The sequence below is a fragment of the Methylomonas albis genome (assembly GCF_014850955.1).
Taxonomy (GTDB): Bacteria; Pseudomonadota; Gammaproteobacteria; order Methylococcales; family Methylomonadaceae; genus Methylomonas; species Methylomonas albis.
Genome location: NZ_JACXSS010000001.1, coordinates 913,654 through 940,135 on the forward strand (window position 1 = coordinate 913,654; position 26,482 = coordinate 940,135).

20 protein-coding genes, 3 tRNA genes and 2 pseudogenes are annotated in these 26,482 nt (G+C 51.8%); 14 read left to right on the plus strand and 11 right to left on the minus strand.

From position 1 onward, the window contains the following. Positions 1–61: 61 nt before the first annotated feature. A complete protein-coding gene (locus EBA_RS04405) occupies positions 62–1,810 on the minus strand; it encodes a DVUA0089 family protein (RefSeq protein ID WP_192373534.1) in 1,749 nt (582 codons plus the stop codon). Between the two features lie 307 nt (positions 1,811–2,117). On the opposite strand from EBA_RS04405, the gene EBA_RS04410 reads away from it, so the two are divergent. Beyond that, positions 2,118–3,785, plus strand: a complete 1,668-nt coding sequence (locus EBA_RS04410; RefSeq protein WP_192373535.1) for a serine/threonine-protein kinase — start codon at positions 2,118–2,120, stop codon at positions 3,783–3,785. 113 nt (positions 3,786–3,898) lie between these two features. Further along, the gene (locus tag EBA_RS04415) at positions 3,899–7,810 is read left to right on the plus strand and encodes an FAD/FMN-binding oxidoreductase (protein ID WP_192373536.1); all 3,912 of its coding nucleotides are present in this window, start codon (positions 3,899–3,901) and stop codon (positions 7,808–7,810) included. Positions 7,811–7,932: 122 nt separating this feature from the next. Here EBA_RS04415 and EBA_RS04420 read toward each other — a convergent pair. The 6 genes from EBA_RS04420 to aqpZ all read right to left on the minus strand — a co-directional run bounded on the left by EBA_RS04420 (position 7,933) and on the right by aqpZ (position 11,195). Next, a tRNA-Gly gene (locus EBA_RS04420) sits at positions 7,933–8,008 on the minus strand. 12 nt (positions 8,009–8,020) lie between these two features. Next, positions 8,021–8,094 (minus strand) — tRNA-Cys (locus EBA_RS04425). A 49-nt stretch (positions 8,095–8,143) separates the two neighbouring features. Next, positions 8,144–8,219: transfer RNA gene (locus EBA_RS04430), tRNA-Gly, on the minus strand. Positions 8,220–8,269: 50 nt separating this feature from the next. Continuing rightward, positions 8,270–8,815, minus strand: a complete 546-nt coding sequence (locus EBA_RS04435) for a hypothetical protein (protein WP_192373537.1) — start codon at positions 8,813–8,815, stop codon at positions 8,270–8,272. A gap of 571 nt (positions 8,816–9,386) precedes the next feature. Then, positions 9,387–10,307, minus strand: a complete 921-nt coding sequence (locus tag EBA_RS04440) for a DUF3616 domain-containing protein (RefSeq protein ID WP_192373538.1) — start codon at positions 10,305–10,307, stop codon at positions 9,387–9,389. Between the two features lie 198 nt (positions 10,308–10,505). Further along, positions 10,506–11,195 carry an aquaporin Z gene (gene aqpZ / locus EBA_RS04445; protein WP_192373539.1) on the minus strand — a complete coding sequence of 230 codons (690 nt, stop codon included), beginning with the start codon at positions 11,193–11,195 and terminating at the stop codon, positions 10,506–10,508. 306 nt (positions 11,196–11,501) lie between these two features. On the opposite strand from aqpZ, the gene EBA_RS04450 reads away from it, so the two are divergent. Beyond that, positions 11,502–12,308, plus strand: coding sequence for an NAD(+)--dinitrogen-reductase ADP-D-ribosyltransferase (locus tag EBA_RS04450; RefSeq protein ID WP_192373540.1), 807 nt, complete (start codon positions 11,502–11,504; stop codon positions 12,306–12,308). An 11-nt stretch (positions 12,309–12,319) separates the two neighbouring features. Next, positions 12,320–13,179: pseudogene (gene draG, locus EBA_RS04455) on the plus strand (ADP-ribosyl-[dinitrogen reductase] hydrolase). A 37-nt stretch (positions 13,180–13,216) separates the two neighbouring features. On the opposite strand, the gene EBA_RS04460 reads toward draG, so the two are convergent. Continuing rightward, the gene (locus tag EBA_RS04460; RefSeq protein ID WP_192373541.1) at positions 13,217–13,903 is read right to left on the minus strand and encodes a VIT1/CCC1 transporter family protein; all 687 of its coding nucleotides are present in this window, start codon (positions 13,901–13,903) and stop codon (positions 13,217–13,219) included. 171 nt (positions 13,904–14,074) lie between these two features. Between EBA_RS04460 and EBA_RS04465 the strand changes: the two genes are divergently transcribed. From EBA_RS04465 to EBA_RS04510, 10 genes and pseudogenes are all read left to right on the plus strand, one after another. Next, on the plus strand, positions 14,075–15,007 hold the full coding sequence (locus tag EBA_RS04465; protein ID WP_192373542.1) for a hypothetical protein: 933 nt from the start codon (positions 14,075–14,077) through the stop codon (positions 15,005–15,007). Positions 15,008–15,183: 176 nt separating this feature from the next. Then, positions 15,184–15,417, plus strand: a complete 234-nt coding sequence (acpP, locus tag EBA_RS04470) for an acyl carrier protein (protein WP_013820083.1) — start codon at positions 15,184–15,186, stop codon at positions 15,415–15,417. Between the two features lie 90 nt (positions 15,418–15,507). Beyond that, a pseudogene (gene fabF, locus EBA_RS04475) lies at positions 15,508–16,751 on the plus strand (beta-ketoacyl-ACP synthase II). Between the two features lie 27 nt (positions 16,752–16,778). Continuing rightward, positions 16,779–17,600: an aminodeoxychorismate lyase gene (gene pabC / locus EBA_RS04480; RefSeq protein ID WP_192373543.1), complete on the plus strand. Its 822-nt coding sequence runs from the start codon at positions 16,779–16,781 to the stop codon at positions 17,598–17,600. Positions 17,601–17,602: 2 nt separating this feature from the next. After that, entirely contained in the window at positions 17,603–18,592 is a 990-nt protein-coding gene (gene mltG, locus EBA_RS04485) for an endolytic transglycosylase MltG (protein WP_192373544.1), read from the plus strand. Then, complete coding sequence (tmk, locus tag EBA_RS04490; RefSeq protein ID WP_192373545.1) at positions 18,589–19,215, plus strand: dTMP kinase; 627 nt, start codon at positions 18,589–18,591, stop codon at positions 19,213–19,215. The genes mltG and tmk overlap by 4 nt, the downstream gene beginning before the upstream one ends. Then, on the plus strand, positions 19,215–20,216 hold the full coding sequence (locus EBA_RS04495) for a DNA polymerase III subunit delta' (protein ID WP_192373546.1): 1,002 nt from the start codon (positions 19,215–19,217) through the stop codon (positions 20,214–20,216). Before tmk ends, EBA_RS04495 begins: the two co-directional genes overlap by 1 nt. A 4-nt stretch (positions 20,217–20,220) precedes the next feature. After that, a complete protein-coding gene (locus EBA_RS04500; protein WP_036273356.1) occupies positions 20,221–20,574 on the plus strand; it encodes a PilZ domain-containing protein in 354 nt (117 codons plus the stop codon). 50 nt (positions 20,575–20,624) lie between these two features. Beyond that, complete coding sequence (locus EBA_RS04505; protein ID WP_192373547.1) at positions 20,625–21,425, plus strand: TatD family hydrolase; 801 nt, start codon at positions 20,625–20,627, stop codon at positions 21,423–21,425. A gap of 246 nt (positions 21,426–21,671) precedes the next feature. After that, a complete protein-coding gene (locus EBA_RS04510) occupies positions 21,672–22,805 on the plus strand; it encodes a methyltransferase (RefSeq protein WP_192373548.1) in 1,134 nt (377 codons plus the stop codon). A gap of 1 nt (position 22,806) precedes the next feature. Here EBA_RS04510 and EBA_RS04515 read toward each other — a convergent pair whose 3' ends face one another. The 3 genes from EBA_RS04515 to dxs form a co-directional block, all read right to left on the minus strand. Further along, positions 22,807–23,670 carry a glycosyltransferase family 2 protein gene (locus EBA_RS04515; RefSeq protein ID WP_192373549.1) on the minus strand — a complete coding sequence of 288 codons (864 nt, stop codon included), beginning with the start codon at positions 23,668–23,670 and terminating at the stop codon, positions 22,807–22,809. 85 nt (positions 23,671–23,755) lie between these two features. Then, positions 23,756–24,523: a hydroxyacylglutathione hydrolase gene (gloB, locus tag EBA_RS04520; protein WP_192373550.1), complete on the minus strand. Its 768-nt coding sequence runs from the start codon at positions 24,521–24,523 to the stop codon at positions 23,756–23,758. A gap of 96 nt (positions 24,524–24,619) precedes the next feature. Then, the gene (gene dxs / locus EBA_RS04525; RefSeq protein ID WP_192373551.1) at positions 24,620–26,482 is read right to left on the minus strand and encodes a 1-deoxy-D-xylulose-5-phosphate synthase; all 1,863 of its coding nucleotides are present in this window, start codon (positions 26,480–26,482) and stop codon (positions 24,620–24,622) included.

A 26,482-nucleotide genomic window follows, 5' to 3' on the forward strand; every position in this document is an offset into this window, starting at 1 on the left:
ACATGGTTTGGACGTTTGATCGAGAGGGGCATCGACCTGGTAGACCCGTTGGTCTGCCTGTTTAAAACGACAGCCGCAAGCCGCTGGAAAAGGCGTGGTTTGAAACGTTTTCCCGGTCGATGATAGTGTTGTAGGCCACGAAAGCGGACATGCCATCGGCAAATTGGCCGGCCATATTAAAGCCGAGTTGCATGTAGTCACGGTCCGGATTGTCGGAGCGGATGTTAAAGCCGGTATTGTTTTGCACGAAGCGTACGACACTGACTTGGGCGTTATAGCTGGATTCGTGTACCCATTCGGCATTGACTTGCGGCACGATGACGCCCCAAGGCAAGCTCCAGGCATAAGAAGCCCTGGCGCCGGCTTTGGTCAGCATGGATTCTATGTTTTGTTTGCCGTAGCTGGTGCCGAAACTGGCTCCGCCGGATTCGCGATAGCCGTCCACTTCGGTTTTGGCGTAGTCGAAACCGATATACGGCCCGACCACTACCTTGTCGATGTGGTAGTTATAACCGGCGCCCAGACTGGAGGCATATTGCATGCCCGAGGTGCTGCCTTTTGCCGAGGTGTTGAAAAAGCTCATTGTCCGCTCTGATTCGTAATCGATGCCGCCAACGCTGGCCAGCGCATCGATATAGAAATCCTGAATATTCAAAGTGCTGTATAGCGAGCCGGTATAGGCTGCGGTATAGAGCTGACCGGCGCGGTTGCTGAAATCGGCCTTGTTGTGCGCGTTATTAAAGGCCAGACCTACAAAAAAATTATCGGTGAACGCATAATCCGCACCGACCGTGACACCTTGACTGTCAAAGCTATAACCCTGTTCGTTCACGGATCGCTTCCGGTCACCGAAACTGCCGTCGATATTGCCGTATATGCCCAGACGTTGAAATATTTCCGGCAGTTCGTCACCGCCGGCGCCACCTATTTTGGTGCCACCCAGGTTGATGCCGCCCGCATTGCCGGCGCGTAAAGTGGCGATGCGATCCATCACGCTGCTGAAGTTCGCGCGCGAGGTGGCAACCGTGGTGGCGGAAATCGTGTTGATCTCTTCCGGAGTGATTTGATCGATAACATCGGCTTTGGCGGCCGCGCCCAGACCGGCGATTCTGGCGCAATCCCTAATGACAGCGGAGCTGGTAGGTGAGGCGCATAAGCTGTTGATTGCCAGGGATGTGGCGCTGGCGTTAGAAGTAGATTCGATAATTTGCGATTGGGAAATGACTGCGCCGCCGCTGCCGGCATAGCTAATCAATCTCGCGCTGCCCGAGCCGGTGCCGGTGCCGGGAATGATCAGCCCCGAGTCGCCGACTATTAATAACACATTGCCGGTGTTGCTGTTTATATTGGAGCCCGCGATAGCGTCCGTTGACCCGAAGGGATAGTTCGCTACCGCGACAGTGTAACTCCCCGAACTTAGCGCGTAGTCGTTAATCAGCGAATTGTAATTTGGTGAAACGCCTGCCGCGCCGCAGTCTATTTGGTTACAGCCGTCGTCGTTCTGTGTGATAACCGATAGACTAGTAAAATTGCCGGTGCCGTCCAGCAGGTAAATATAGGGATCCGTAGTAGGGCCGCTGGTGGCAATATCGACTAGCGTGGTCTGTGACAGCGAAAAGGGCAGATAGCCGACCGACCCAGACCCCGAGCCGGTTAGATTGAATGTGCCGCTCGCGAATTCCACGCCTGTCGCGAGTGGCGACGCCAGCAGCAACGTGATTAAGGAGCTTGCGGTTAGGGATTGCCGTTTGCTCAATCCTGCAAAAGCGGTTTTAGAACAGAGTGGTTCAAAAAAAAACAGTGATTTCATGAGCATTTATCCGAAATAGTTTCTGCAACTTATTATAGGTGCATGTCAATGTTTTCAATAGTAATTAAATTTTGTTTGGAGATTCGGCATTGACTAAACGAGCTTGTTATTCCTCAAGGTAAATTTCTGGTGATCGTCAGGCTCGGGAAACAGCAAATGCGCCGGTGGAGCAGATTTGCCGGGCCTGGTCGGGATTTATCCAGGCCGATTTTGGGGATTGGAGGTTTTAGATTGTAAAGGGCATTTGCAGCGACACGAACAATCTCTTCGGCTAAAATCCTTACACTTTCCCTGACTGTAGTTTGCCATGTCCAGATTCGAGCTCGCATTGACAGCCTTTCAGCAGGCTCAACTAGCCTATGAAGATTTATTGGCCCTGACGGGCGCTTTAAGCGCGGAACCCGAACAGGTTTTAGATGCGGCCCGGCAATTCTTGGAAAACGAATATCGGAACGGAAAAATTAGCGCGGATGTTTATCGCGGTTTGCAATCGGCCATGCAAGACGAAACTCGGATTGTCGGCGATCAAACCCAAATGGCGCCCTCGCGGGTCTCCGCTCCAGACGATGCAACTAGCATAGTTTCCGCGCCGGCTGTGGCGGCGACGATACTGCCGGCTACACCTGCTACGCAAACACCCACACTGACGACCGAATCCTTGTTGCAAGGTTTGGACCCCTCACAGCCGCGCGCCGAGCTGACAGTGGGCAGCACCTTGAAAAGCCGGTTTGTGCTTGAAGAGTTGCTTGGGGTAGGTGGCATGGGTATGGTGTTTAAAGCCACCGACTTGCGCAAAGTGGAGGCATCGGATAAAGAGCCTTTCGTCGCCTTAAAGGTGCTGAACCAGGATTTTCAGTTCAATCCGATGGCGCTGGTGGCCTTGCAGCGGGAGACTAAGCGTGCGCAAACTCTGTCTCATCCCAATATCATCAAAGTCTATGACTTTGATCGGGACGGCTCGCACGTGTTTATGTCGATGGAGTACTTGCAGGGCAAGCCGCTTAGTCATTTGATCCGCGAGCATGTCGACAGCGGATTACCCTTCAAAAAAGCTTGGCCTATCATCAGCGCGATGGCTGAAGCCTTGGCGCACGCGCATAAAAAAAATATCGTTCACTCCGACTTTAAGCCCGGCAACGTCTTTGTCGGCGACGACGGTGAAATCAGGGTGCTGGATTTTGGGATCGCCTGCGCGATTGGTCGCAGCGAAAAAGACGGTCACGATGCCACCATTTTTAATGCCCGGTCGCTAGGCGCCATGACTCCGGCCTATGCTAGTTTGGAACAGCTGCAAAATAGCGACCCCGATGCGCGTGACGATATTTATGCCTTGGCGTGCATCACTTACGAATTATTGAGCGGCAAGCATCCGTTCGGTCGTTTGTCTGCGGAAAAAGCCATGGAGGTCAATCTGCAGCCCAAGCCCATCGCTCAGCTTAAGCGCCGGCAGTGGAAAGGTTTGCAAAAGGGTTTGGCCTTTAAGCAGGAAGATCGCAGTGCCAATGTCAACGAATTTTTAGCGGCCATCGGACCGCATTCGTCCGTCTATTATGGATTATGGTCGACAGGCGTTTTGCTTGCTTGCTTGATTGGATTGAACATCTATTGGACCTTAAGCGAAAAACAGACCAATACCGAGGCTGTGCCGGTTGCCGTGGAATTGAATCCTGAGCAAAATCAAAAAATCAAAGACTTGCTGGAGTTGGCGGATATTCATTTTGATGTGGGCTATCTGACGGCGCCGACCGGCAGCAATGCGTTCTGGGCTTATCAGGAGGTTTTGAAAATCGATCCTTACAACAAAGGGGCTATAGACGGTATCAATAAAATTGCCGATACGCTGGAGCAGCAGGCTTGGGAATTTTATGAAAAGAACGACCGCTCGGAGGCATTGAAAAAAGTGCAGGAAGGTTTAGAAGTCAATCCTGCGCATAAGGGCTTACAGAGTTTGCGTGATAAGCTTAGATTCAACTAGCGAATCGATTAACCTCAGATATTTCGCGGTTTGTGCGTCGATTTTTCGATAATGCGCGGGCCGTTGCCATGCTAGAATTCGGGGCATTATGACTTCCTATTCGCCGATTCCCAGTGGCTTCCCAATTACTCCCAGTATCCGATGATGCAACCCCCGCGCGACTGCGGGAAATTCCTTACAACTACACCTCGTTTTCCGACCGCGAGATCGTGATTCGCCTGTTGGGCGAAGATATGTGGTGGGTGCTTGATTCGTTACGCGACGAGCGCATTACCGGACGCTCCGCTCGGATGTTGTACGAAGTGCTGGGCGATATATGGGCCGTGCAGCGCAATCCCTACCTCGAAGACGATTTGCTAGATAACGCCAAACGGCGCCGAGCCCTATTGCAAGCCTTACGGCATCGTTTAGGGCAGATGGAAGGTCGGCAAACCGAGTTGGAACGCCAACACGCCGAGCGTGCGGACCGAGTAGCGCAATTGATAGCCGCCGCCCATCAGGCGGTGAATGAATTCGAAGCGCATTTCGAACGCACCGCGCAATTGCGCCGGAGTGTCCTGACCTTGCTTTCGCGATACACTCGTAAAGATAACATCAGCTTTGACGGCTTCGCGCGGGTTAGTCATGTGACCGACGCGACCGACTGGCGGGTGGAGTATCCGTTTGTGGTGCTGTACCCAACCTCTGAAGACGAAGTCGGACATTTGGTGCGCGGTTGTATCGAACTTGGCCTGACTATCATCCCGCGCGGTGGCGGCACAGGTTACACCGGCGGTGCAGTGCCTCTCAATGCTTATTCCGCCGTGATCAACACCGAAAAGCTGTTGGTAGTGGGAGCGGTGGAACGACATACCCTATTGCCGGGAGTGGAGAGCTCTTATGCGACGATCCACACCGGTGCGGGCGTAGTGACCCGGCGGGTGATGGAAACCGCCGAACAGGCCGGTTTGGTGTTCGCCTGCGATCCGACTTCCGCCGATGCCTCTTGCATCGGCGGCAATATCGCGATGAACGCCGGTGGAAAAAAAGCCGTGTTGTGGGGAACTGCGTTGGACAATCTGGCCTCCTGGCGGATGGTGATGCCGGACGGCAACTGGCTGGAAGTCGAGCGCCTGAATCATAATCTCGGCAAAATTCACGAGCAAGACAAAGCCGGGTTTTTGTTGAAACGCTTCGACGCCAGTGGCAAGCAATTGCTGGGTGAAGAAACGTTGGAAATTTCCGGCAGCTTTTTCCGCAAGACCGGGCTGGGCAAGGATGTTACCGACAAGTTTCTTGGCGGTTTGCCGGGGATTCAAAAAGAGGGTTGCGACGGCATCATCACCTCTGCGCGCTGGATTCTGCACGAAATGCCGCCGGTTAGCCGTACTTTTTGCCTGGAGTTTTTCGGGCAGGTGCGGGAAGCCGTGCCGTCGATAGTCGAGATTCGCGATTTTCTGGCCGACTTGCCTAAAGAGGGCGTCAATCGGGTGATGTTGGCGGGTTTGGAACATCTGGACGAACGCTATGTGAAGGCGGTCGGTTATGCGACCAAAGCCAAGCGCCACGGCCGGCCGAAGATGGTATTGATCGGCGACATCGTCGGCGACGATGAAAACCAGGTGGCAATGGCAGCTTCGGAAGTGGTGCGCTTGTGCAATGCGCGCGGCGCCGAAGGCTTTATCGCGGTCAATCCGGAAACTCGGAAAAAATTCTGGCTGGATCGTGGTCGCACGGCGGCGATTGCCCGGCATACCAATGCCTTTAAAATTAATGAAGACGTGGTGATTCCGCTGCCGCGCATGGGCGATTATTGCGACGGCATCGAGCGTATCAATATCGAATTGTCGTTAAACAACAAATTGCGCTTGTGCAAGGCCTTAAGTGAATTACTGGCCGGCAATTTGCCATTACGGGCTTATGAAGAAGGCGTAAACAAGTCCGAATTACTGGACGAGCGCCGTGCGCTGGCGTTGGATGCGCTGACGGCGGTACGCGAGCGTTGGCAATGGATTTACGACAACCTCGATTTGCCGTTGGCCGAGGCCGAAAAAGTCTTCGAGTCACAAGGTATCCAGGCAAGCGAACTGAGCAATCGCGCCGCCGAGCCGATTTTGTTTCATCGCTTGCAGGATTATTCCTTGCGGGTGTCCTGGAAGCAAGAGTTGTTACCGCGACTACGGGAGATTTTTGAGGGCGATAACTTTAAGCCTATCGTCGAGCGTGTGGAGGCGGTGCACAAGGAAGTCCTGCGCGGCCGAGTATTCGTGGCCTTACATATGCATGCCGGCGACGGCAACGTGCATACCAATCTGCCGGTCAATTCCGATCATTATGAAATGTTGCAAGAAGCCAATGCCGCCGTGGCGCGGATCATGGCCTTAGCGCGTTCATTGGGTGGAGCGATTTCCGGCGAGCACGGCATCGGTATCACCAAGTACGAGTTCTTGACTGAAGACGAATTAGCGGACTTTCATGCCTATAAAAACCGCATCGATCCGGAAGGCCGTTTCAATCGCGGTAAATTGATGCCCGGTGCCGATTTGCGTTCGGCTTACACCACCTCGTTCAGTCTGATGGGCTTTGAATCGCTGATCATGCAGCAAAGCGATATTGGCGCGATTTCCGATTCGGTGAAGGATTGCCTGCGCTGCGGAAAGTGCAAGCCGGTTTGCTCGACGCATGTGCCGCCGGCCAATTTGCTGTATTCGCCGCGCAATAAAATTTTGGCGACTTCCTTGTTGATTGAAGCGTTTTTGTACGAAGAGCAAACCCGGCGCGGGATTTCGATTACTCATTGGAAGGAATTCGAAGACGTCGCCGATCATTGCACGGTTTGCCACAAATGTTTCAATCCTTGTCCGGTGGATATCGATTTCGGTGATGTGTCGATGAATATGCGCAATTTGCTGCGCAAGATGGGTAAACAAAGTTTCAATCCGGCGAAAACCCTGGCTATCGCATTTTTGACCGCTTCCAGTCCGAACACGGTCAAGGCAATGCGCACGGCGATGATAGATTGGACTTATAAAGTCCAACGCATCGGCAATACGTTGCTTAAGCCTTGGAGCAAAGCCCAGATCACGCAGCCGCCGGCTACGGTCGGCAAGCCGCCGGTGCGCGAGCAGGTGATTCATTTTATGAATCGAAAAATGCCCGGCAATTTACCGACGAAAACAGCGCGGGCGCTGCTGGACATCGAAGACGGGCAAATCGTGCCCATCATTCGCGATCATGCGAAAACCCGGGCCGATTCCGAGGCGGTGTTTTATTTCCCCGGCTGCGGTTCCGAGCGCTTGTTCTCGCAAGTCGGTTTGGCGACGCAAGCGATGTTGTACGAGATAGGCGTACAAACCGTGCTGCCGCCCGGCTATTTGTGCTGCGGCTATCCACAGCGTGCGGGCGGACAGTTCGATAAAGCGCAGAAAATTACCACTGACAACCGGGTTCTATTTCATCGAGTGGCTAATACGCTGAATTATCTGGATATTAAAACCGTGGTGGTCAGTTGCGGCACCTGTCAGGATCAATTGCAGGATTACGAATTCGAGAAAATTTTTCCGGGCTGCCGCTTGATCGATATTCACGAATATCTGCTGGAAAAAGGCGTACGGCTGGAAGGTGTGGATGGCGCTCGTTATCTTTACCATGATCCGTGCCACAGCCCGTTCAAGCAGCAAGATCCGATGAAAGTGGTCAATCAGTTGATTGGCGCGCCGGTCGCGAAATCCGAGCGTTGTTGCGGCGAGTCGGGTACTTTGGCGGTGGCGAGGCCGGACATTTCCACGCAGATTCGTTTTCGCAAGGCTGAGGAATTACAGAAAGATGCCGCTAAATTGCGAGCGGACGGTTACGACGGCGCGGTAAAAATGTTGACTTCCTGTCCGTCGTGCATGCAAGGTTTGCAACGGTTTGAGGACGAAGTCGAGCAAATGGAAGTCGATTACATCGTTGTGGAAATTGCCAAGCATGTGTTGGGCGATAACTGGATGACCGGCTATCTGGATCGGGTCAACAAAGGCGGTATTGAGCGGGTTTTGGTATGAGCTAAGGTTGTCTATGGGCGGGCCGGCGATTTTTCAGTCGGCTTTGCCCTTTGGTGATGATGGCGGAATTTACTTATCTTTGGGCAATAAAAAAGCCGCGATAAATCGCGGCTTTTTAAATTTGGAGCGGGAAACGAGACTCGAACTCGCGACCCCGACCTTGGCAAGGTCGTGCTCTACCAACTGAGCTATTCCCGCAAAATATAGTAATGGAGGCTGCGACCGGAATCGAACCGGTATATACGGCTTTGCAGGCCGCTGCATAACCATTTTGCTACGCAGCCTTTATAGGTGCAATAAAAAAAGCCGCGATAAGCCGCGGCTTTTTAAATTTGGAGCGGGAAACGAGACTCGAACTCGCGACCCCGACCTTGGCAAGGTCGTGCTCTACCAACTGAGCTATTCCCGCTTGGCTTACTATCCTGCGTATTATAAAAAGATATTTATTTGTGTCAACAATTATTGCAGGTTTATTGCTGAGGTCCAGGCTTTTCTGCCTTGGCATTCGCCGGATTCAGTGATTTCGACTTCCGCCCACAAAACATTCTTGTCGGTGGTATCTGCTTGAGATTGGATCAGTTTGACCGGGGTATTCAGCGGCATGTGTTTACAAGCGCCGTCACGATCATTTTCTTCGGTATCATCGTAAGCCGCCATCGAGCCAGGGACGGCGACCAATCTAACGGTGGCATTTGGATCGTAAGTATTTGGACTTTTCAGTACATAATTTTGTCCGGGGACCATGGCTTTTGCTTGATGTACAGGCAATTTAGCATCGGAACCGCCGCCAAAAATCAAGGCGACTAAGACTAGCGCCACAGCGCCCACGCCGCCAAAAAATACTTTAGGGTTGGATTCTTTCAGTGCCAGTACGTTAGCCAGGATATTGCCGGCAGCGTCTTTTGCCGCAGCGGCTGAATCTGCCGCCGGACTGGTTTCCGGTTGTTTAGGCTCTTCAGCTTGATTAGCGGTTTCGGTCTCGTTGTTGTTTTCGTCAAGGCTCATGCGATGTTTCCTCTTAAGCTAGTTATTATTATGGTTAAGTGGCTAAAGTTACCACGCCGTTCGAACATTTCAAGCATTCATTTTTTTGTCATTTAGTCGTATCTTAAGTGGAACTGTAGCAAAAATGAACAAGCCGGGATAAAAAAGCTGATTGGGTTAATGGTTTGCTGTCTTTAAGATGGGATTGGCCAATCAGAATATCGAGTTCGGCCTTACCAGAATAAATCTGGATTCTTTGATTGTGGTTGTCGTGGTGCTCGGGCTTGTGATGATGGGAGCCGGATTTTTTGGTCCAATCACGAGTGCAATTTTCGCTTCGACTTATTCTTTTTGCGGCTTATTCGTAAGCCCCATAGCACCGGCCTGTCAAAATCCTTTGGCCTGCGGCAAGTAATTAAAGGGCTGCATATCGGAACAATTCAGGGAGGTATGCGTTTTCTTTAATGCTAACAGAGCTACATGGCTGTTTGAGGATGTGAGGCAATTCCCTCTGTCGCTTTAGCAAGATAGGCAGTCTCCAAAACTCTATAGCTGCTGCTTTACAGTGTTCGATTGATAAAGCGGATTTTTGTCAAAGCCCCATTAAAACGCATCGAAACCCCTTCTGCTCGCCGTCATCGGTCAGTAATACGACACGATCATTCTCGCCCGAAAAAAAGAACGCCGCTTCGATATTCAACTCTCCCAGATCGATATGTTCCAGCCGCTCCAGCTGTCCTGAAGCACTATCCCATAAATACAACCAATGTTTCTCCAGCCGCTTTTCGTTAGCATGGTAAGGGCCGGCGACGATCAGGTATTGATTGTCTCGGTGCAAGACGATGTCGCGAATGCCTAAGCCATCTAAATCCAACTCTATCGGTTCGGCGAATTGTGCGGTTTGGCCTTGCAATAGTGCCAGTGGGTTGAGTAAATGCACCAGGATGGCTTTGCCGTTTTTCAGGTAGCCGTTGTCGCTTACGCCGCCGGCTAGCGGGTTTCTAAAGCCTATCAATAAGCCTTGCTGCGCTGTGGCTGCCAGACCTTCGATGCTCAAACCGCCCTTGCCTTTGGGTGGGGTGCGCTCGGCTTGCTCCCAGTCATAGCGGGCAAAGCGTTCGTCTTGTTTCAAATCGGCGATCAATTGTGTGTAAATCGCGCCATATCGCTGGGCGCTGAATTTATCGGGCTCGGCTTCGGATAGATGAATGCCGAGCAAACGCTGCCGAGCCGGCCGTTCTTTACCTTCGCTATTGGTACTGTGCGAGCCTATCCAGAAATAAACATCGCCAATATGCGCGCCACCTTCCAGATCGATTTCCTGCTGCTTGCCGTCTTTGATTTCGCCGTCGAAAACCTCTGAGAGGGCAATCGCAGGCTTTAAGGCTTTTTTTGCGTTTATGTCGAACACGCTGAGTTCGTTGCTTTCGTCGTCCGCGACGATGAAGTGGCGGTCATCCAGTGCAATCGCACCGGATACATTGGACCGGCCTTTGTAGGTTTTTATATCCATATCGGAAATGCTGGCAAGGCTTTGATTTTAAGGAAGATGGTCGCCCGGTGATGTCATCAAATTAAAGTGGAATGTCAGGGGGGAAAGCCGGCTCCAGGTCGTCTGGGCGTGAGAGGCTTCGCCGTCCATGGCCTCTTCGGTTTCCCGCATTCCCCGCCGGACGACGGATTGGTTTAAGTAAAGAACTGAGCGGGGTACTTACTCGTCAGGGCTGCCGATGAAACGATAAACCAACGCGCCCAATACGGCACCGATAATCGGTGCAACCCAGAACAGCCATAGTTGCGCCAAAGCCCAATCGCCGACATAAACGGCTACACCCAAACTGCGGGCGGGATTGACCGACGTGTTGGTGACCGGGATGCTGATCAAGTGAATCAGCGTTAAGCCCAAACCGATGGCGATAGGGGTTAGGCCGGCTGGGGCGCGGGCGTCGGTGGCGCCGAGGATGATCAGCAAAAACATCATGGTCATCACTACTTCGGTAATTAACGCCGATAGCAAGGAGTAGCCGCCCGGCGAATGTTCGCCGTAACCGTTGGACGCAAAGCCTGCGGACACATCAAAACCGGCTTTGCCGCTGGCGATTAAATACAGCACGCCGCCGGCCACAATTGCGCCGATCACTTGCGAGACAATGTACGGTAACAATTGATTGGCGGGAAAACGCCCCCCCATCCACAGGCCAACAGACACAGCCGGATTCAGATGGCAGCCGGAGATATGGCCAATGGCAAAAGCCATGGTTAGTACCGTTAAACCGAAGGCCAGTGAAACGCCAAGTAAGCCGATGCCCACATTCGGAAACGCCGCCGCCAATACTGCGCTTCCGCATCCGCCAAGAACTAACCAAAAAGTCCCGAAGGACTCCGCAACATATTTTTTCATATGACTCTCCTGCGTGTTGTTATAGTTTTGCCTGTCATCGATTACTTGTTTTTGGTTAATAATCAATCGGCTAGAGCACTGTATTCTGTGTCTTTGTGTGATGTCAATCACAAAAAACGGCTAGATTCTTGCTTTGTATTTGCTATTTTCAGCTAGCTACTCAGTTGCGTGGATTGCTGTAAGTTTTGCTGCATCGCGAATTCCAGAGGAATTAGTCCAAGCAGGTCTGTTCTGTATGGCTAATTTCCCTATTCGATGTGAGAATTAGCGTTTGTCAGATTGCCTGACATTCTTCCCGGTTAATCCATGCCCGACATTTCGAAACACGGCCACAGCACCAACTTGATCGGCATGGCGACGGCTTGCATGGCTAGTCATCTGTTTAACCAATACCCCAAGCCCTTGCATATTGCCGGTACCCGTGAGTCGGTGCCCGGACTGTTCGAGCAGTTGGCCGGCCAAGCCACGTTGGCCGAGTGCGGACGAATATTTCAAGACTATATGTGCGTGGTGTTTGGCTTCGAAACCGAGCAACGTTTGCGCGACGATGCCGAGGGACGGCGCCGGTATCGCAACAGTTATCTGCGCTTGATTCAGGATTGGGGGCTGGATTCCAACAATGCGCAGGGCGCGGTGCTGAAGGGCTGGGTGGAAAGCCGCTTTGGCCTGTTCCCCAATTACCATAAACAACAAATCAGCAGTTTTATGAGCAAGGATTGGATAGTCTACATCGAAGAAAAGATGAACAGCCGCTACCATAATAATTGCATTTATATGCAGCTGGATTTGTTGTACGAGTTTTGCCAGTGGGTGATTGAGCGCTTTCAAGTGCCGGCCGCGACCCATAAAACCCTGTATCGCGGCGTCAATGCCTTGGACGATTGGGTGGTTGCCGATCAAGACAAGCAGCATAAGATTGTGCGTTTCAACAGCATCGTGTCGTTTACCGACCGCTACAGCATCGCCAGCGAATTTGGCGGCTATATCTTGGAAGTTGAGGTGCCTATGGTGAAGTTAGTGTTTTTTACCGACCTGCTGCCGCACCACGCCTTGCGTGGCGAAGCGGAATATCTGGTAATTGGCGGCGATTATCGAGTGAAGGTGCAACGATGAATGAGCAGTTAATGAGTCGGGCTTTAGGCGCTTACTTGGGTTTTGCTTGCGGCGATGCGTTAGGGGCGACGGTGGAGTTCATGTCGCCCAAGCAAATCCAAAAACGTTACGGTGTGCATACGGAAATGATTGGTGGCGGCTGGTTGGGGCTGGAGCCGGGGCAGGTTACCGACGATACACAAATGTCGTTAGCGTTAGGGCAAGCCATCATCGACCATCAGGATTGGAATTTACAGGCCGTGGCCGACAACTTTCTGGCTTGGCTGGAAAGCGATCCGCCGGATGTCGGCAATACTTGTCGGCGCGGTATCGTGCGTTATCGCGACGAGGGTGTGTTAATTGGCTTGCCGCGTGACGACGAAGCCGGCAACGGTGCTTGCATGCGTAACCTGCCGGTGATACTGGCGACGCTGAATCGGCCGGATGATTTTGAAATTTGGAGTTTGCAACAGAGTCGGATTACCCATCATAACCCACTGTCCGACGCTGCAACCTTGGCTTTGGGGCGGATGACCAATCTATTGATTAACGGACAAGGCTTGGATGTCTGTCGGCTGGAAGCTGGGCGTTTGATAGACCAATACCGCGAATTTGCCTTCGACCCGTATCCGGGCAAAGCCTCCGGCTACATCGTCGATACCGTACAGACGGTGCTGTATTATTTTTTTAATACTGACAGTTTCGAATCCTGCCTGATCGCTATCGTGAATCAGGGGGGGATGCGGATACGACGGGGGCCTTGGCGGGGATGTTGGCCGGGGCGAAATACGGGTTGGAACAGATTCCAATTCGCTGGCTCGAGCAATTGGATGGGCAGGTTGCTGGGCAAATACGGCGGCAGCTGGTGGCACTTATTCAAATGAATGCCTGAATAAGCGGTTGGATGCAGGTTACCGGTGAGTAGCAGCTCAAGCCGCTACTTCAAATAAAGCGCCAACGCCAGCCGTCAAGGCCATCGCCAACGTGCCCCAAAAACACACTCGCACACCGGCGGCCAGCATGGCAGCGCCGCCGGCACGGGCGGATAGGACGCCTAGCGATACCAACAGCAATAAGGAGCCGCTCGCTACGGCCCAAATCAACACTGCTGCCGGTGCCCAAAACACAATCAACAAAGGCAATATGGCGCCGATCGAAAAACTAGCTGCCGATGAAAATGCCGCCAGCACCGGGCGCGCGGCGGAGGTGTCGGTGATGCCCAGTTCGTCGCGGCTATGCGCGCCTAGCGCATCGTGCGCCATTAGCTGTCTGGCCACCTCAGCGGCCAGCGTTTCGTCCAGGCCGCGCCCAACGTAAATAGCCGTCATTTCCGCATGTTCGTGTTCCGGATAGGCGGCGAGTTCCCTACGCTCACGTTCCAAGTCGGCATGTTCTGTGTCGGCTTGCGAACAGACTGACACATATTCGCCGGCGGCCATGGACATCGCGCCGGCTACCAGGCCGGCAATGCCAGCGATCAAGATATGTTTGGCATCCACGCCGGCTGCTGCGACGCCCAAGATCAGACTGGCGGTGGAGACGATGCCGTCGTTTGCGCCCAGCACGGCCGCGCGGAGCCAGCCGATTCGGTGGTTTTTGTGTCTTTCGATATGCATTCGGCTTTTCGCTATCCAAGTAGATGAGACTATGCCTGGATAGTAACCTGATTTCCTGGTCTAGGCCGAGCATTGTTGTCGGTTCTGAATGGGCTGGTTTGGTGCGTTACTTTCTGATTTGCGGCAATCGGCCTAGAATAGCCGGTTAATCTCTACTGTCATTGGTCACCGATGAAAGATCAGTCGTTTACTTTCGAACAAATTCATATTGAAGTCGCCCGTAACGCGTCCGACGATTTCAACCTGTTTCATGACAAGCATAAATGGTTGCAGGTCACGCATAATCCATTCAAAGGCCCGATCGTGCTGGGGTTTCAATTGAATACCTTGATCGAATATCAGATGCGCTTGTATCGGGAAGCGCATCACGAAGATCAGATCATCGCCGACAACCAGCTGCGTTTTAGCAATTACCAGATCATTTTTGTCAATGCCTTAAGGCCGCGGCAGGAGATGACGCTGGATATTAAAAAAACGCTGATCGCGACTATCCCGGAACTGACCTTGACTAATCGCATCGCGATTAAATCGCAAGGCAAAACTATTTTGCTGGGCTATAAAAAGGAAACAAAAAATCCTTTGTTTTTGGTGGACACCGACCTAAGCAGTCTGCCGGATTTGAATGCGCTTGCCGATAAGACCATCGTGCCCGGCACCGAGTTTTTTCTGAAGCGTAAGTGGATGAATAACGGCAATGTGAAGAACTTTCTGTCCGGTTCGTTTGCGGAGCAGTCCGATTACTTTGATGAGTTGATGCAGCTTGCGCACTATCCGGAAGTGTTTCCATGCAGCTTGACATCCGGGGCCTTGCTGGAGAAGGCGCAAATGGAGGATCACGATTTCAAGCGCAATCCGATGGTGTATACCTCGCATGATATATCGGTCGATCGCGTGCATCTGGCTAAGTTGAAAAACAACGATAAACTGCATATTCTGGTCAGGCAACTGCCGGAGTCGCCGGACAAAACGCTGAACCACACCAGCATCATGTTACGTACCTACGAGTGCTTCGGGGTGTTGGAAAACAAAGCGGTTTTATTCAGGATCAAACTGAATTTGGTGCCTTTGGAAGAAATTATTAAAAATTTGAGTGGGAAAACATAGCCTCAGGCCACGAATCGCCCCGTCGTGGGCGAATGTTGTGAATTTTTTGGAACATAAAGTATAATCCGCGCTGTCGTTAGGCAAGGCCAGTGACGAGATTGCAAATTCAATTAATACAACACTAAAGATAGGTAAGTGCTCGCAGTCAGGCATTTGCATTGTTCGAGGAAAAAAATATGAGTAATATCGAAGAACGAGTTAAAAAGATTGTCGCAGAACAATTAGGCGTAAAAGAAGAAATCGCGAACGATGCGTCTTTTGTTGACGATCTTGGCGCTGATTCTTTAGACACAGTTGAACTCGTCATGGCTCTGGAAGAAGAATTCGAATGCGAAATTCCAGACGAAGAAGCTGAAAAAATCACCACAGTCCAATTGGCTATCGATTATATCAACGCCAATCTGCAGTAAGTTGTTTCCAAAAGTTAGTGGATGGTTTCCATCCACTAACCGGTTTATCCCCCTTCTCTGGTTGTCTTCTTTTTTTACCGGTAGTTTACTGTGAGCACACGTCGAGTTGTTATAACGGGCTTAGGCGCTATTACGCCGTTAGCCAATAATGTTGCCGATACCTGGGATGGCATTGTCAACGGTAAGAGCGGCATTAGTCCGATCGATTCATTTGACATATCCCCCTTTGCAACGACGTTCGGCGGTGTGATTAGAAACTTCAATATCGGCGACTACATAGCAGAGAAGGATGCCAAGCGCATGGACGGCTTCGTGCATTACGGCATTGCGGCGGGCTGTCAGGCGATTGAGGATTCCGGTTTTGAAGTCACCGAAGAAAATGCCGAGCGGATCGGCGTAGCCATCGGCGCCGGGATCGGCGGTATCACCGGCATTGAAGAATGCTATGCCACTTATGTGGGGGTGGTCCCAGACGGATTTCACCGTTCTTTGTACCGGGTAACATCATCAATATGATTTCCGGTAATCTGTCGATCAAATACGGTTTGAAAGGCCCTAACTTTGCCATTGTCACCGCCTGTTCGACCGGTACCCATAATATTGGCGACGCGGCAAGATTGATCAAATACGGCGACGCCGATGTGATGGTGGCGGGCGGTGCGGAACGGTGCACGAGCTCGCCGACCGCGATGGGCGGATTTGCTTCGGCGAAAGCACTGTCGCGTCGCAATGACAGTCCGACGACAGCCAGCCGGCCTTGGGATCGAGACCGCGACGGCTTCGTACTCAGCGACGGTGCGGGTGTGGTGGTTCTGGAAGAATTGGAACATGCCAAGGCGCGCGGGGCGAAAATCTACGCGGAACTGGTCGGTTATGGGATGAGCGGCGATGCTTATCACATTACGTCGCCATCCGAGGGCGGCGAAGGTGCGGCGCGCTGTATGCGCAATGCGATGCGTGACGCCAAAATAAATCCGCAAGACGTGCACTATATCAACGCCCATGGTACCTCGACACCGGCTGGTGATATTGGCGAAACGCATGCGATGAAATTGGCGCTGGGTGATTCCGCGTATAACGTGGCGGTCAGTTCCACCAAGTCGATGATCGGTCATTTGCTGGGCGCGGCAGGCGGTATCGAAGCGGTATTGACAGCCTTGGCTATCCAGAATCAAATCGCACCGCCGACCATCAATTTGGAAAATCCCGATCCCGAATGCGATCTGGATTACGTCCCGAACATCGCCAGAAACATGAACATCGATGTGGCCATTTCCAATTCGTTTGGCTTTGGCGGCACCAATGGTTCTCTGGTTTTCAAGCGTTACCAATAAGCGCTTCCGCTTCCGCAGTGTCTGGCTATGTTTTTATTAAACGGCGAGCACAGACACTGTGTCGATGTTTCTGATCGAGGTTTTCAGTACGGCGACGGTCTATTCGAGACCATCGAAGTGCTGCAGGGCAAACCGCTGTTTTTTGATCGACATCTAAAACGGCTGGCAGCAGGCTGTCAGCGGCTGCTGATCCCGATGCCGGATACTGCCTTGCTTGATACTGAAGCCCGGCAATTGTGCGAGTCCAGCGAGCGGGCCGTGTTGAAGTTGATGGTCACGCGTGGCAGTGGCGGCCGCGGTTATCGGCAGCCAGAGCAAATTATCCCCACCAGACTGTTCAGTCTGTATCCTTATCCTGATTATCCCCAACAGTTTCAAACCGACGGTATTAGCGCGCGATTCTGTACGCAGCGTTTGGCAATCAACCCGAGCTTGGCCGGTATCAAGCATATGAACCGACTCGAGCAGATTTTAGCCAGAGCGGAATGGCAAGATGATTCGATTCAAGAGGGTTTGATGTTGGATATTCAAGACCGGGTCGTGGAAGGCACGATGAGTAATCTATTCATCGTCAAGTCAGGAAGTTTATACACGCCGCTGCTTGGGCAGTGCGGCGTCGCGGGTATCGTGCGGGAGTTGATTATGGCGTTTGCGCAGCGGATCAAGTTGCCGTTATTTGAGCAAACAATTGATCAAGTTGCCGTTTTGCAGGCTGACGAATTATTTGTCAGTAACTCGGTGATCGGTATCTGGCCGATAAAGCGGTTGGAAGCGCAGGTTTTTAACGTCGGTGTGGTCACTCGGTGTTTGCAAGACCTGCTCAACACAGCCCGTATGGCGGAGGTATAGCAGTGTTCAGAAGCATAATCGCATTTACCTTATTGATGGTGCTGGGTTTGGTGTCGATTTGGGCCGGCATGCATTATCATCTGATCCTGAAAAAGCCGGTAGTCATGACCGAAACAGTCATAGAGATTAGAAAAGGCGATACACTGGAATCGGTGGTGAAGAATCTGCGTGCGCAGCAGGTGACCGTCAATCGCTTATGGTTCCGCCTGTTTGCGTATCGACATAACTTGGATCACTTGCTGAAGGTAGGCGAGTATGTGCTGGCTAAAGGGGCTACTGCCGCCGATATTCTGCAACAACTGACCGACGGTAAGACCCGTAAGTATTCGATTACTTTTCTGGAAGGTTGGTCTTTCAAGCAAGTATTTAACACCATCAAGAGTAATCCCAACCTGCAACACACGCTGACTGATAACCAACTGGAAGAGTTGATGGCGCAAATCGGCTCAGATAAAAATCATCCAGAAGGTTTGTTTTTTCCAGACACTTATTTCTTTGAAAAAAACACGTCCGATGTCGATCTATTGAAGCGTGCGCACGAAAGAATGCAGGCGGTATTGAACGAGGAATGGCAAAAACGCGATGACGGCGTGCCGTTAGAAAACCCCTATGAAGCCCTGATTTTGGCGTCAATTGTCGAAAAAGAGACCGGTGCCGGCGAAGAGCGCAGAAAGATTGCTGGGGTATTTGCTCGGCGCTTGAAGAAAGGCATGTTGTTGCAAACCGATCCTACCGTGATTTACGGTATGGGCGATGATTACCACGGTGATATTCGCCACAAGGATTTACGCGAACCCACGCCCTACAACACCTATATCATCGAAGGACTGCCGCCCACACCGATTGCCATGCCGGGCAAACAGGCCATTGTTGCCGCCTTGCATCCCGATCATAGTGATGCCATATTTTTTGTCGCCCGCGGCAATGGTAGACACGCCTTTTCGGCGACATTGGCGGAACACGAAAAATACGTCGATCAATATCAACGATGACACTCGGACGATTTATCACCCTGGAAGGCGGCGAGGGCGTCGGTAAGTCCACCAATCTGCAATTTATCAAGCAGTTATTGGAGGAACGGGGTATTCCGTTCGTGCATACCCGTGAGCCGGGTGGTACCGGCATTGCCGAAAAGATACGCGGGATTTTGTTGGAACGGCAGGAAGAAAGCCTCTCGGAGCAGGCCGAGTTATTGCTGGTGTTTGCAGCTCGCGCCCAACATATTCAGCAAGTGATTTTGCCCGCTTTGCAGCAAGGCCGCTGGGTGGTGTGCGACCGCTTTACCGATGCCACATATGCTTATCAAGGCGGTGGTCGTAACATGGATCTGCAAACCATAGCCTGGCTGGAAAACACCGTGCAAGGCGCGCTTAGGCCGGATTTGACCTTGGTTTTCGATGCGCCCATCGAAATAGGTATGCAGCGCGCCAAGCACAGAGGCGAGCTGGATCGCTTCGAAACCGAGCAACTGGCGTTTTTCGAAAGAGTTCGGCAAGCGTATTTACAACGTGCCGCCACGGATTTGCATCGTTATAAGATTATCGATGCCAGCTTGCCGTTAAGCGAGGTGCAACAGCAGTTGCGCCGCGAGTTGGCTGGGTTGTGGGCCAATTGATGTTTGCACGGAGTGGGATTTATCCCTGGCAACAGGATAATTGGCGGCAGCTGCACGGTTATATGGAACAACAGCGCATCCCGCAAGCTTTGCTGTTTTCCGGTGCTGCGGGTCAGGGTAAGCGGCATTTGGCCGGATATTATGCGCGACACTTATTGTGCCAGGCGCCGCTGGCTGATAAGAGCGCATGCGGTCATTGCGTGGCTTGTAAATTGTTCGACGCGCAAACCCATCCCGATTTTCTGATGATAGAACCCGACGAGCCCGGCAAGGCCATCGGTATCGACAAAATCAGACAGTTAATCGTCAAGCTGGCTTTGAAGCCGCAGTACGACGATGCTTACAGAGTCGTGATTATTCAGCCGGCCGACGCCTTGAATACCGCCTCGGCGAATGCTTTCTTGAAGTGTCTGGAAGAGCCGACCGAACGCACTTGTTTGTTGTTGATCAGCGAGCAACCGAGCCGATTGCCGGCGACTATCCGTAGCCGTTGCCAAAAAATCGATTGCGCAACGGCAGCCCACGAACTGGCGATGACTTGGTTACAGCAGCAGGGTGTCGAAGAACACGCCGAGCTGCTATTAAAACTGGCCCAAGGTTCGCCGCTGTTGGCTAAACATTACGCCGAACAGAATATGGTGCAGCTCAGACAGCAGTATTTCGACACTTGGTTGCATGTCGCGCAAGGCAAGGAAAATTTGTTGACGGTAGCTGAGTACTGGCAAAAGCAGGAAAAAATTGATTTGGCAGTGGTTTTACGGTGGATGGCAAGCTGGGTCGCGGACATTGTTAAATATGCGTATGGCTCGGAATCTCCGACGCTTGCCAATCCGGATCTGAAAAATCCCTTGCAAGCCCTTGCCGAGCGGCTAGAATTGAAACGCTTATATCGGTTTTACGATAATGTGCTTACCACCAAGTCGCAATTGAACACGCAACTTAATAAACAATTGATGGTCGAGCAGCTCTTGATTAGCTGGTCGCAACTGAATAGACAATAAGCGTATGGCAGAATCAGCAGCACCCAGACAAGGTATCTTGTCCTTATCCATCAAGGATAAAAACGCGCTTTATGCGGCGTATATGCCGTTCGTGAAAAACGGCGGATTGTTTATTCCCACTAAGCGTGAATACGAGATGGGCGAGGAAGTGTTCATGTTGCTGAATTTAATGGAAGAAACCGAGCGCCTGCCAATTGCCGGCAAGATCATCTGGAAGACGCCGAGCGGAGCGGAGGGTTATCGCGCTGCCGGAATAGGCGTGCAATTCAGCGATCAAGACGGCGGCGCTGCTCGCAACAAGATCGAAACCTATCTGGCCGGCGCACTGGAATCGGATCGTTCCACACATACGATGTAAATCACCCCGCGGGCGCGGTGTTTCGCTTGTTTTAATTTTTTGTCATTCCCATGTTCATTGATTCCCACTGCCATCTTGATCGTATCGATTTGGCGCCTTACGCTAACGATTTCAACACCTTTGTCGATGCCGCGCGGGCTGCCAAAATCCGACATATGCTGTGCATCGCCATCGATATGGAAGCCTTCCCGGCAATGCTGGAACAGGTGATGCCTTATCCGGATATTTCCTTGTCGGTGGGGGTGCATCCCAATGTCAGTGACGGCCGCGAACCGACGCTGGACGACTTATTGCAGTTGGCTGATAACGATAAAGTCATCGCCATCGGCGAGACCGGCCTGGACTATTTTCGCAGCGAAGGTGATCTGGAATGGCAATTTCAACGGTTTCGCACGCATATCGCCGCCGCCAAATTGCTGAATAAGCCTTTAATTATCCATACTCGCGAGGCTGGGCAAGATTCCTTGGATGTATTGCAAGAAGAGGGGGCAGATCAAGTCGGCGGGATTATCCACTGTTTTACGGAGGATTGGGCCTACGCGGAAAAGGCTTTGGATTTGAATTTCTATATCTCTTTTTCCGGCATCGTGACCTTCAAGAACGCGGAAGCCATCAAGGATGTGGCACGTAAAATACCAGCCGACCGGTTTCTGATTGAAACCGACTCGCCGTATCTCGCGCCGGTGCCGTATCGCGGAAAACCTAATTACCCGACCTATGTGCGTTATGTGGCGGAACATATTGCCGATTTGCGCGGGACCTCGGTGGAGGCGATTGCCGAGCAATCAACCGAAAATTTTTATCGCCTGTTTGCCGGATCTTCGGCGGATAGACTACATAAGCTAAGCTAAAAAAAACGACCGGGTCCGTGTGTGATGGACCGGTCGTTAATAGAGGTGGGGTAACTCTCATTCCCCAAAGGGGCGCATACAAGAGTTGCTTACAGTTTACTGAAGCTATTCGGCCTTGAAAATGTGGCATATTGACGCGTGACAAATTGTCGCTGGCCTAGTGCTTAATCTGAGTCTTAAAAGGCCGTCATTGCATCAAGCTATCCTTTTTAGTGCGGGTTATAGCAAATTTATTTTTCTCGCAATATGGAACTGGAATTAAATAGCCCGTTAGGGTGCGTTCAACTCAAGCGTTTGCCGCTTCGCAAAAACGAATTGTTGCGGGCTTGGGACGCGGCAGACGAATATGTGTTGAATCATTTGGTTGTCGCAGACATTACGGCACATTCCAATATAGTGATACTCAACGACAGCTTTGGTGCGTTGTCGGTTTCGCTTAGCGCTTACCGACCAACTGCCCTCTCCGATTCCTGGCTATCGCAGCAGGCGACGCGTAACAACCTGGCATTGAATGGCATTGGCGGTGAGCAAGTGCGGCTGTTGGATAGCTTGTCGCTACCGGAAGCCGGCATCGATTGTCTACTGATTAAAATCCCCAAAACCCTGGCGTTACTGGAGTATCAGTTGCACAGGCTTAAACCGTTGTTAAAGGCCGATTGTCAGGTTATTGCTGCCGGCATGCTGAAGAGTCTGCCGCCAACGGCTTGGAAGTTGTTGGAACGCTTGATTGGCCCCACGCAGCCGTCCCAGGCGGTAAAAAAAGCCAGACTGATTTTTGCCAGTGTGGATGAAAAGCTGCTGCTGCCGGAAAATCCTTACCCTACGCGCTATCGACTGGAGAATAGCGAGCTGTCGATCTGCAATCACGCCAATGTGTTTTCTCGCGATAGCCTGGATATAGGCACCCGTTTTTTATTGGAGCACCTGCCGCAAAACTCCGAACATCACGATGTTATCGATCTGGGTTGCGGTAATGGTGTTGTCGGCGTGATGCTGGCAAAGCAAAACTTGCAGGCGCAAATATGTTTTATAGACGAATCGTTCATGGCCATTGCTTCGGCCAGGGAAAATTTTTTGGAAGCTTTTGCCGATAGTCGGCAGGCTGAATTTTTAGTCGCTGATTGTTTGAGTGATTACCCCGAGAGCAGTGCGGATTGCATAGTCTGTAACCCGCCGTTCCATCAACAGCACACCATAGGCGATCATATCGCCTGGCAGATGTTTCAGCAGGCGCATAAGGTCTTGCGTAAGGGCGGTGAGTTACGGGTAATTGGCAATCGCCATTTGAACTACCATCTGCCCCTGAAGAAGTTATTCGGGAATTGCCGGCAGGTGGCGACTAATGCCAAGTTCGTGATTTTTAGCTGCGTAAATACTTGATCTATTCAATATTTTTATAATGTAGCGAAGATATTTGTTCGGACACGATGCCAATCAAGAAAATAAATAAAGCCGATAAAAACAACACCGCGCTCATATTGGTAAAACGGCTTTCGGTGAAATAGGTATAGGCGTAATAGCCTGCTCCCAAGCTAAATACCGTGCTACTAATTGGCAGGAACAGCCGCATAGGCGAGAACAGCACCCCGATGCGCAAAATAATAATAAAAAATCGAAAACCGTCATGCATTAGGCGGATATGGCTTTTGCCTTTGCGTTTGCCTGCGTGGATTGGCACATAAGCAACCGGGAAGCCGGAACGAAAAAATGCCATCGTACTGGTCGTCGGATAAGAAAAGCCGTTGGGTAGTAGATATAGAAATTTGCGAAATTTACTAGCCCTGGCGGCACGAAATCCGGAGGTAAGATCTTCGATTCTATGCCCGGTCATCAACGATGCCAGCTTGTTGTAAAACTTATTCGCCAAATGTCGGAATAAAGAGGCGTGGCTACCGGCGTTTCGGGCGCCGACTACCATATCGTAGCCGTCGTTTAGTTTGGTCAGTAAGGCCGGAATATCGCCGGGATCGTGTTGGCCGTCGGCATCCATAAACACTAAAATATCGTTTTTAGCATGCCTGGCTCCAGTCTTAATAGCCGCGCCGTTGCCCATGCTGTAGGGATGGTCAATGACTGTTACGCCGGCTGCGCGAGCGACGGCGGCGGTATCGTCTGTCGAGCCGTCGTTTATTAGAAGAATCTCGGCGTCAGGGTAGAGCAGATGTAGCATCGGTAAAAAGGACGGCAGGTTTTTCGACTCGTTTTTAGCCGGGAGTACGATGCTGATCGAGGGGGTGTTATTCATGAATGTCCAAAGCTTGGCAGGGAAACATGCCGAAATGTGGAAACCAGTCTAGCAGAATTAAATATTATCGACAGCTGGGGTAGGCTTATTGAAACTGGTCCTTTATTAAGCGTAATTTGCTAAACACGGCCACGTCCGTTTGCTCTGTCGTACCGATATTGCGGCGAATACTAGCGTCGTGCCCTCTGAAAAAGGGATTGGTCGCCAATTCCAGGCCAATAGTAGAGGGAAGGGTGGGGAGGTTTTGTTGGCGAAGTTCGGCGACTTGGGCAATCCGCTGCCGCAGCCTTGAATTATCCGGATCAACCGATAGTGCAAAACGGCCATTGGCAGCGGTATATTCGTGAGCGCAGTAGACGCGGGTTTCGGCTGGCAAGGTTTTTAGTTTTTGCAAGGAATGCCACATCTGTTCCGCACTACCTTCGAATAGGCGGCCACAGCCCAGCGAAAACAAGGTGTCGCCGCAAAATAAAGCCTGGCTATCTGCGCAGTAATAAACGATGTGCCCCAAAGTATGGCCGGGTGTGTCCATGATCTGAAAAGAGTGATTACCAAGCTGGATAAAATCACCTTCTTTAACTTCCATGTCGATGCCAGGGATACGGGCTTTATCCGCTGCCGCACCGATGATCTTACATCCGGTTAACTGCTTTAGTTGTAGATTGGCGCCGACATGGTCGCTGTGGTGATGGGTGTTAAAAATGTAATCTAATTGCCAGCCCTGTTGCTGAAGCACGTCAAGCACTGGTGAGGAAACAGCAGGATCGACTACCGCCGTTTCACCGCCGTCTGATTCGTGTAACAGGTAAATATAGTTATCGTTTAGCGCTGGGATGAGAAGAATGCTCAACATAGTATGAACTCAAGCTCACTCTTAAGATCGTCGGCTTTCAGAACTTAAGCGCAAAGGCACATCAGTGATCAAAGCTGATATGCCCATAGCCGGCATTTAAGCGCAAACCGCTTGAATTTTAGCCAAGATACCCTTGGTATCCAGCTCGCACAAGGCTAGTAATTCCTCGCGGCTACCCTGTTCGACAAACCGGTCCGGCAAGCCGATATTCAACACCGGCATTAAAATCCGTTGCGCCTGCAGGAACTCGTTCACCGCACTGCCGGCACCGCCGGCAATCACGTTCTCTTCGACCGTGACCAGTACATCATGACTTTTCGCCATCTCTAAAATCAAAGTCTCATCCAACGGTTTAACAAAACGCATATTCACCACCGTCGCGCCCAGCTGTTTGCCGGCTTCCACAGCCGGCGTTACCATGCTGCCCCAGGCCAGAATCGCTATGCGGCTGCCTTGATGTTTAATCTCCGCCTTGCCGACCTCCAGTGCAGTCAATGTCTTGTCTACCGTGGCCCCCGGACCCTTGCCGCGCGGATAGCGTACCGAGGCCGGGCCATTGTGTTTGAAACCGGTGGTCAACATCTGCCGACACTCGTTCTCATCCGCCGGCGCCATGATCAGCATATTCGGAATACAACGCATATAACTGTAATCGAACGCCCCGGCATGGGTCGGACCGTCCGGTCCGACTAATCCGGCTCTATCCAACGCAAACAACACGTCCAAGTTCTGCAAAGCCACATCGTGGATTAACTGATCGTAAGCGCGTTGCAAAAAGGTCGAATAAATCGCCACTACCGGTTTCGCACCCTGACAAGCTTGCCCGGCCGCCAGCGTCACCGCATGCTGTTCGGCAATCGCTACATCAAAATAGCGCGTTGGAAACTGCTGGGAAAACGCCACCAAGCCCGAACCCTCGCGCATCGCCGGGGTAATCCCCAATAGCCGCTCATCCTGCTTGGCCATATCACACAACCAATGGCCGAACACTTCTGTGTAGGTCGGATGCGGCGAAGGCGCGGCTTTAGGCAGATAATCCTTAGTCGGATCGAAGGCCGGCACACCGTGATACGCCAAGGGATCTTTCTCGGCCGGTGCATAGCCTTTCCCTTTCTTGGTCACCACATGCAAAAACACCGGGCCGGTCAAATCCTTTAGATTCTCCAGGGTTGACACCAACATCTCTACATCATGCCCATCAATCGGTCCGAAATAATTAAACCCCAACTCCTCGAACAAAGTACCGGGCACAATCATGCCCTTCACATGCTCTTCGGTTTTCCGCGCCAATTCCCAGACCGACGGCATCTTCGCCAAGGCTTTCTTACTTTCTTCCCGCACCGAGGAATAAAACTTACTCGACAACACCTTGGTCAGATAATTATTCATCGCCCCGACTGGCGGCGAAATCGACATATCGTTATCGTTCAAAATCACCAACAGATTGGCATTCACATCGCCGGCATGATTCATCGCCTCATAGGCCATCCCGCCGGTAATCGAGCCGTCGCCGATGATCGCCACCATCTTCTTATCTTCGCCACGCAGCTGCGACGCAATCGCCATGCCCAGCGCCGCGCTGATCGACGTCGAAGAATGACCCACCCCGAACGCGTCATAGTCACTTTCCGCCCGGCACGGAAACGCCGACACCCCGCCGAACGTGCGTATCGTCGGCATCCTGTCCTTCCGGCCGGTCAAAATCTTATGCGGATAAGCCTGATGCCCCACATCCCAGACCAACTGATCCGTCGGCGTATCGAACACATAATGCAACGCCACCGTTAACTCCACCGTGCCCAGGCCGGCCGAGAAATGGCCGCCGGAGATGCTGACGGTATGCGTCAGATAGCGACGCAACTCATCGGCCAGTGGTTCGAGTTGCTCCGGCTTCAGCGCGCGAACATCGGACGGGCTTTGAATGGTTTGTAACAGCGGAAATTCGTTAGTCTGTTTCAT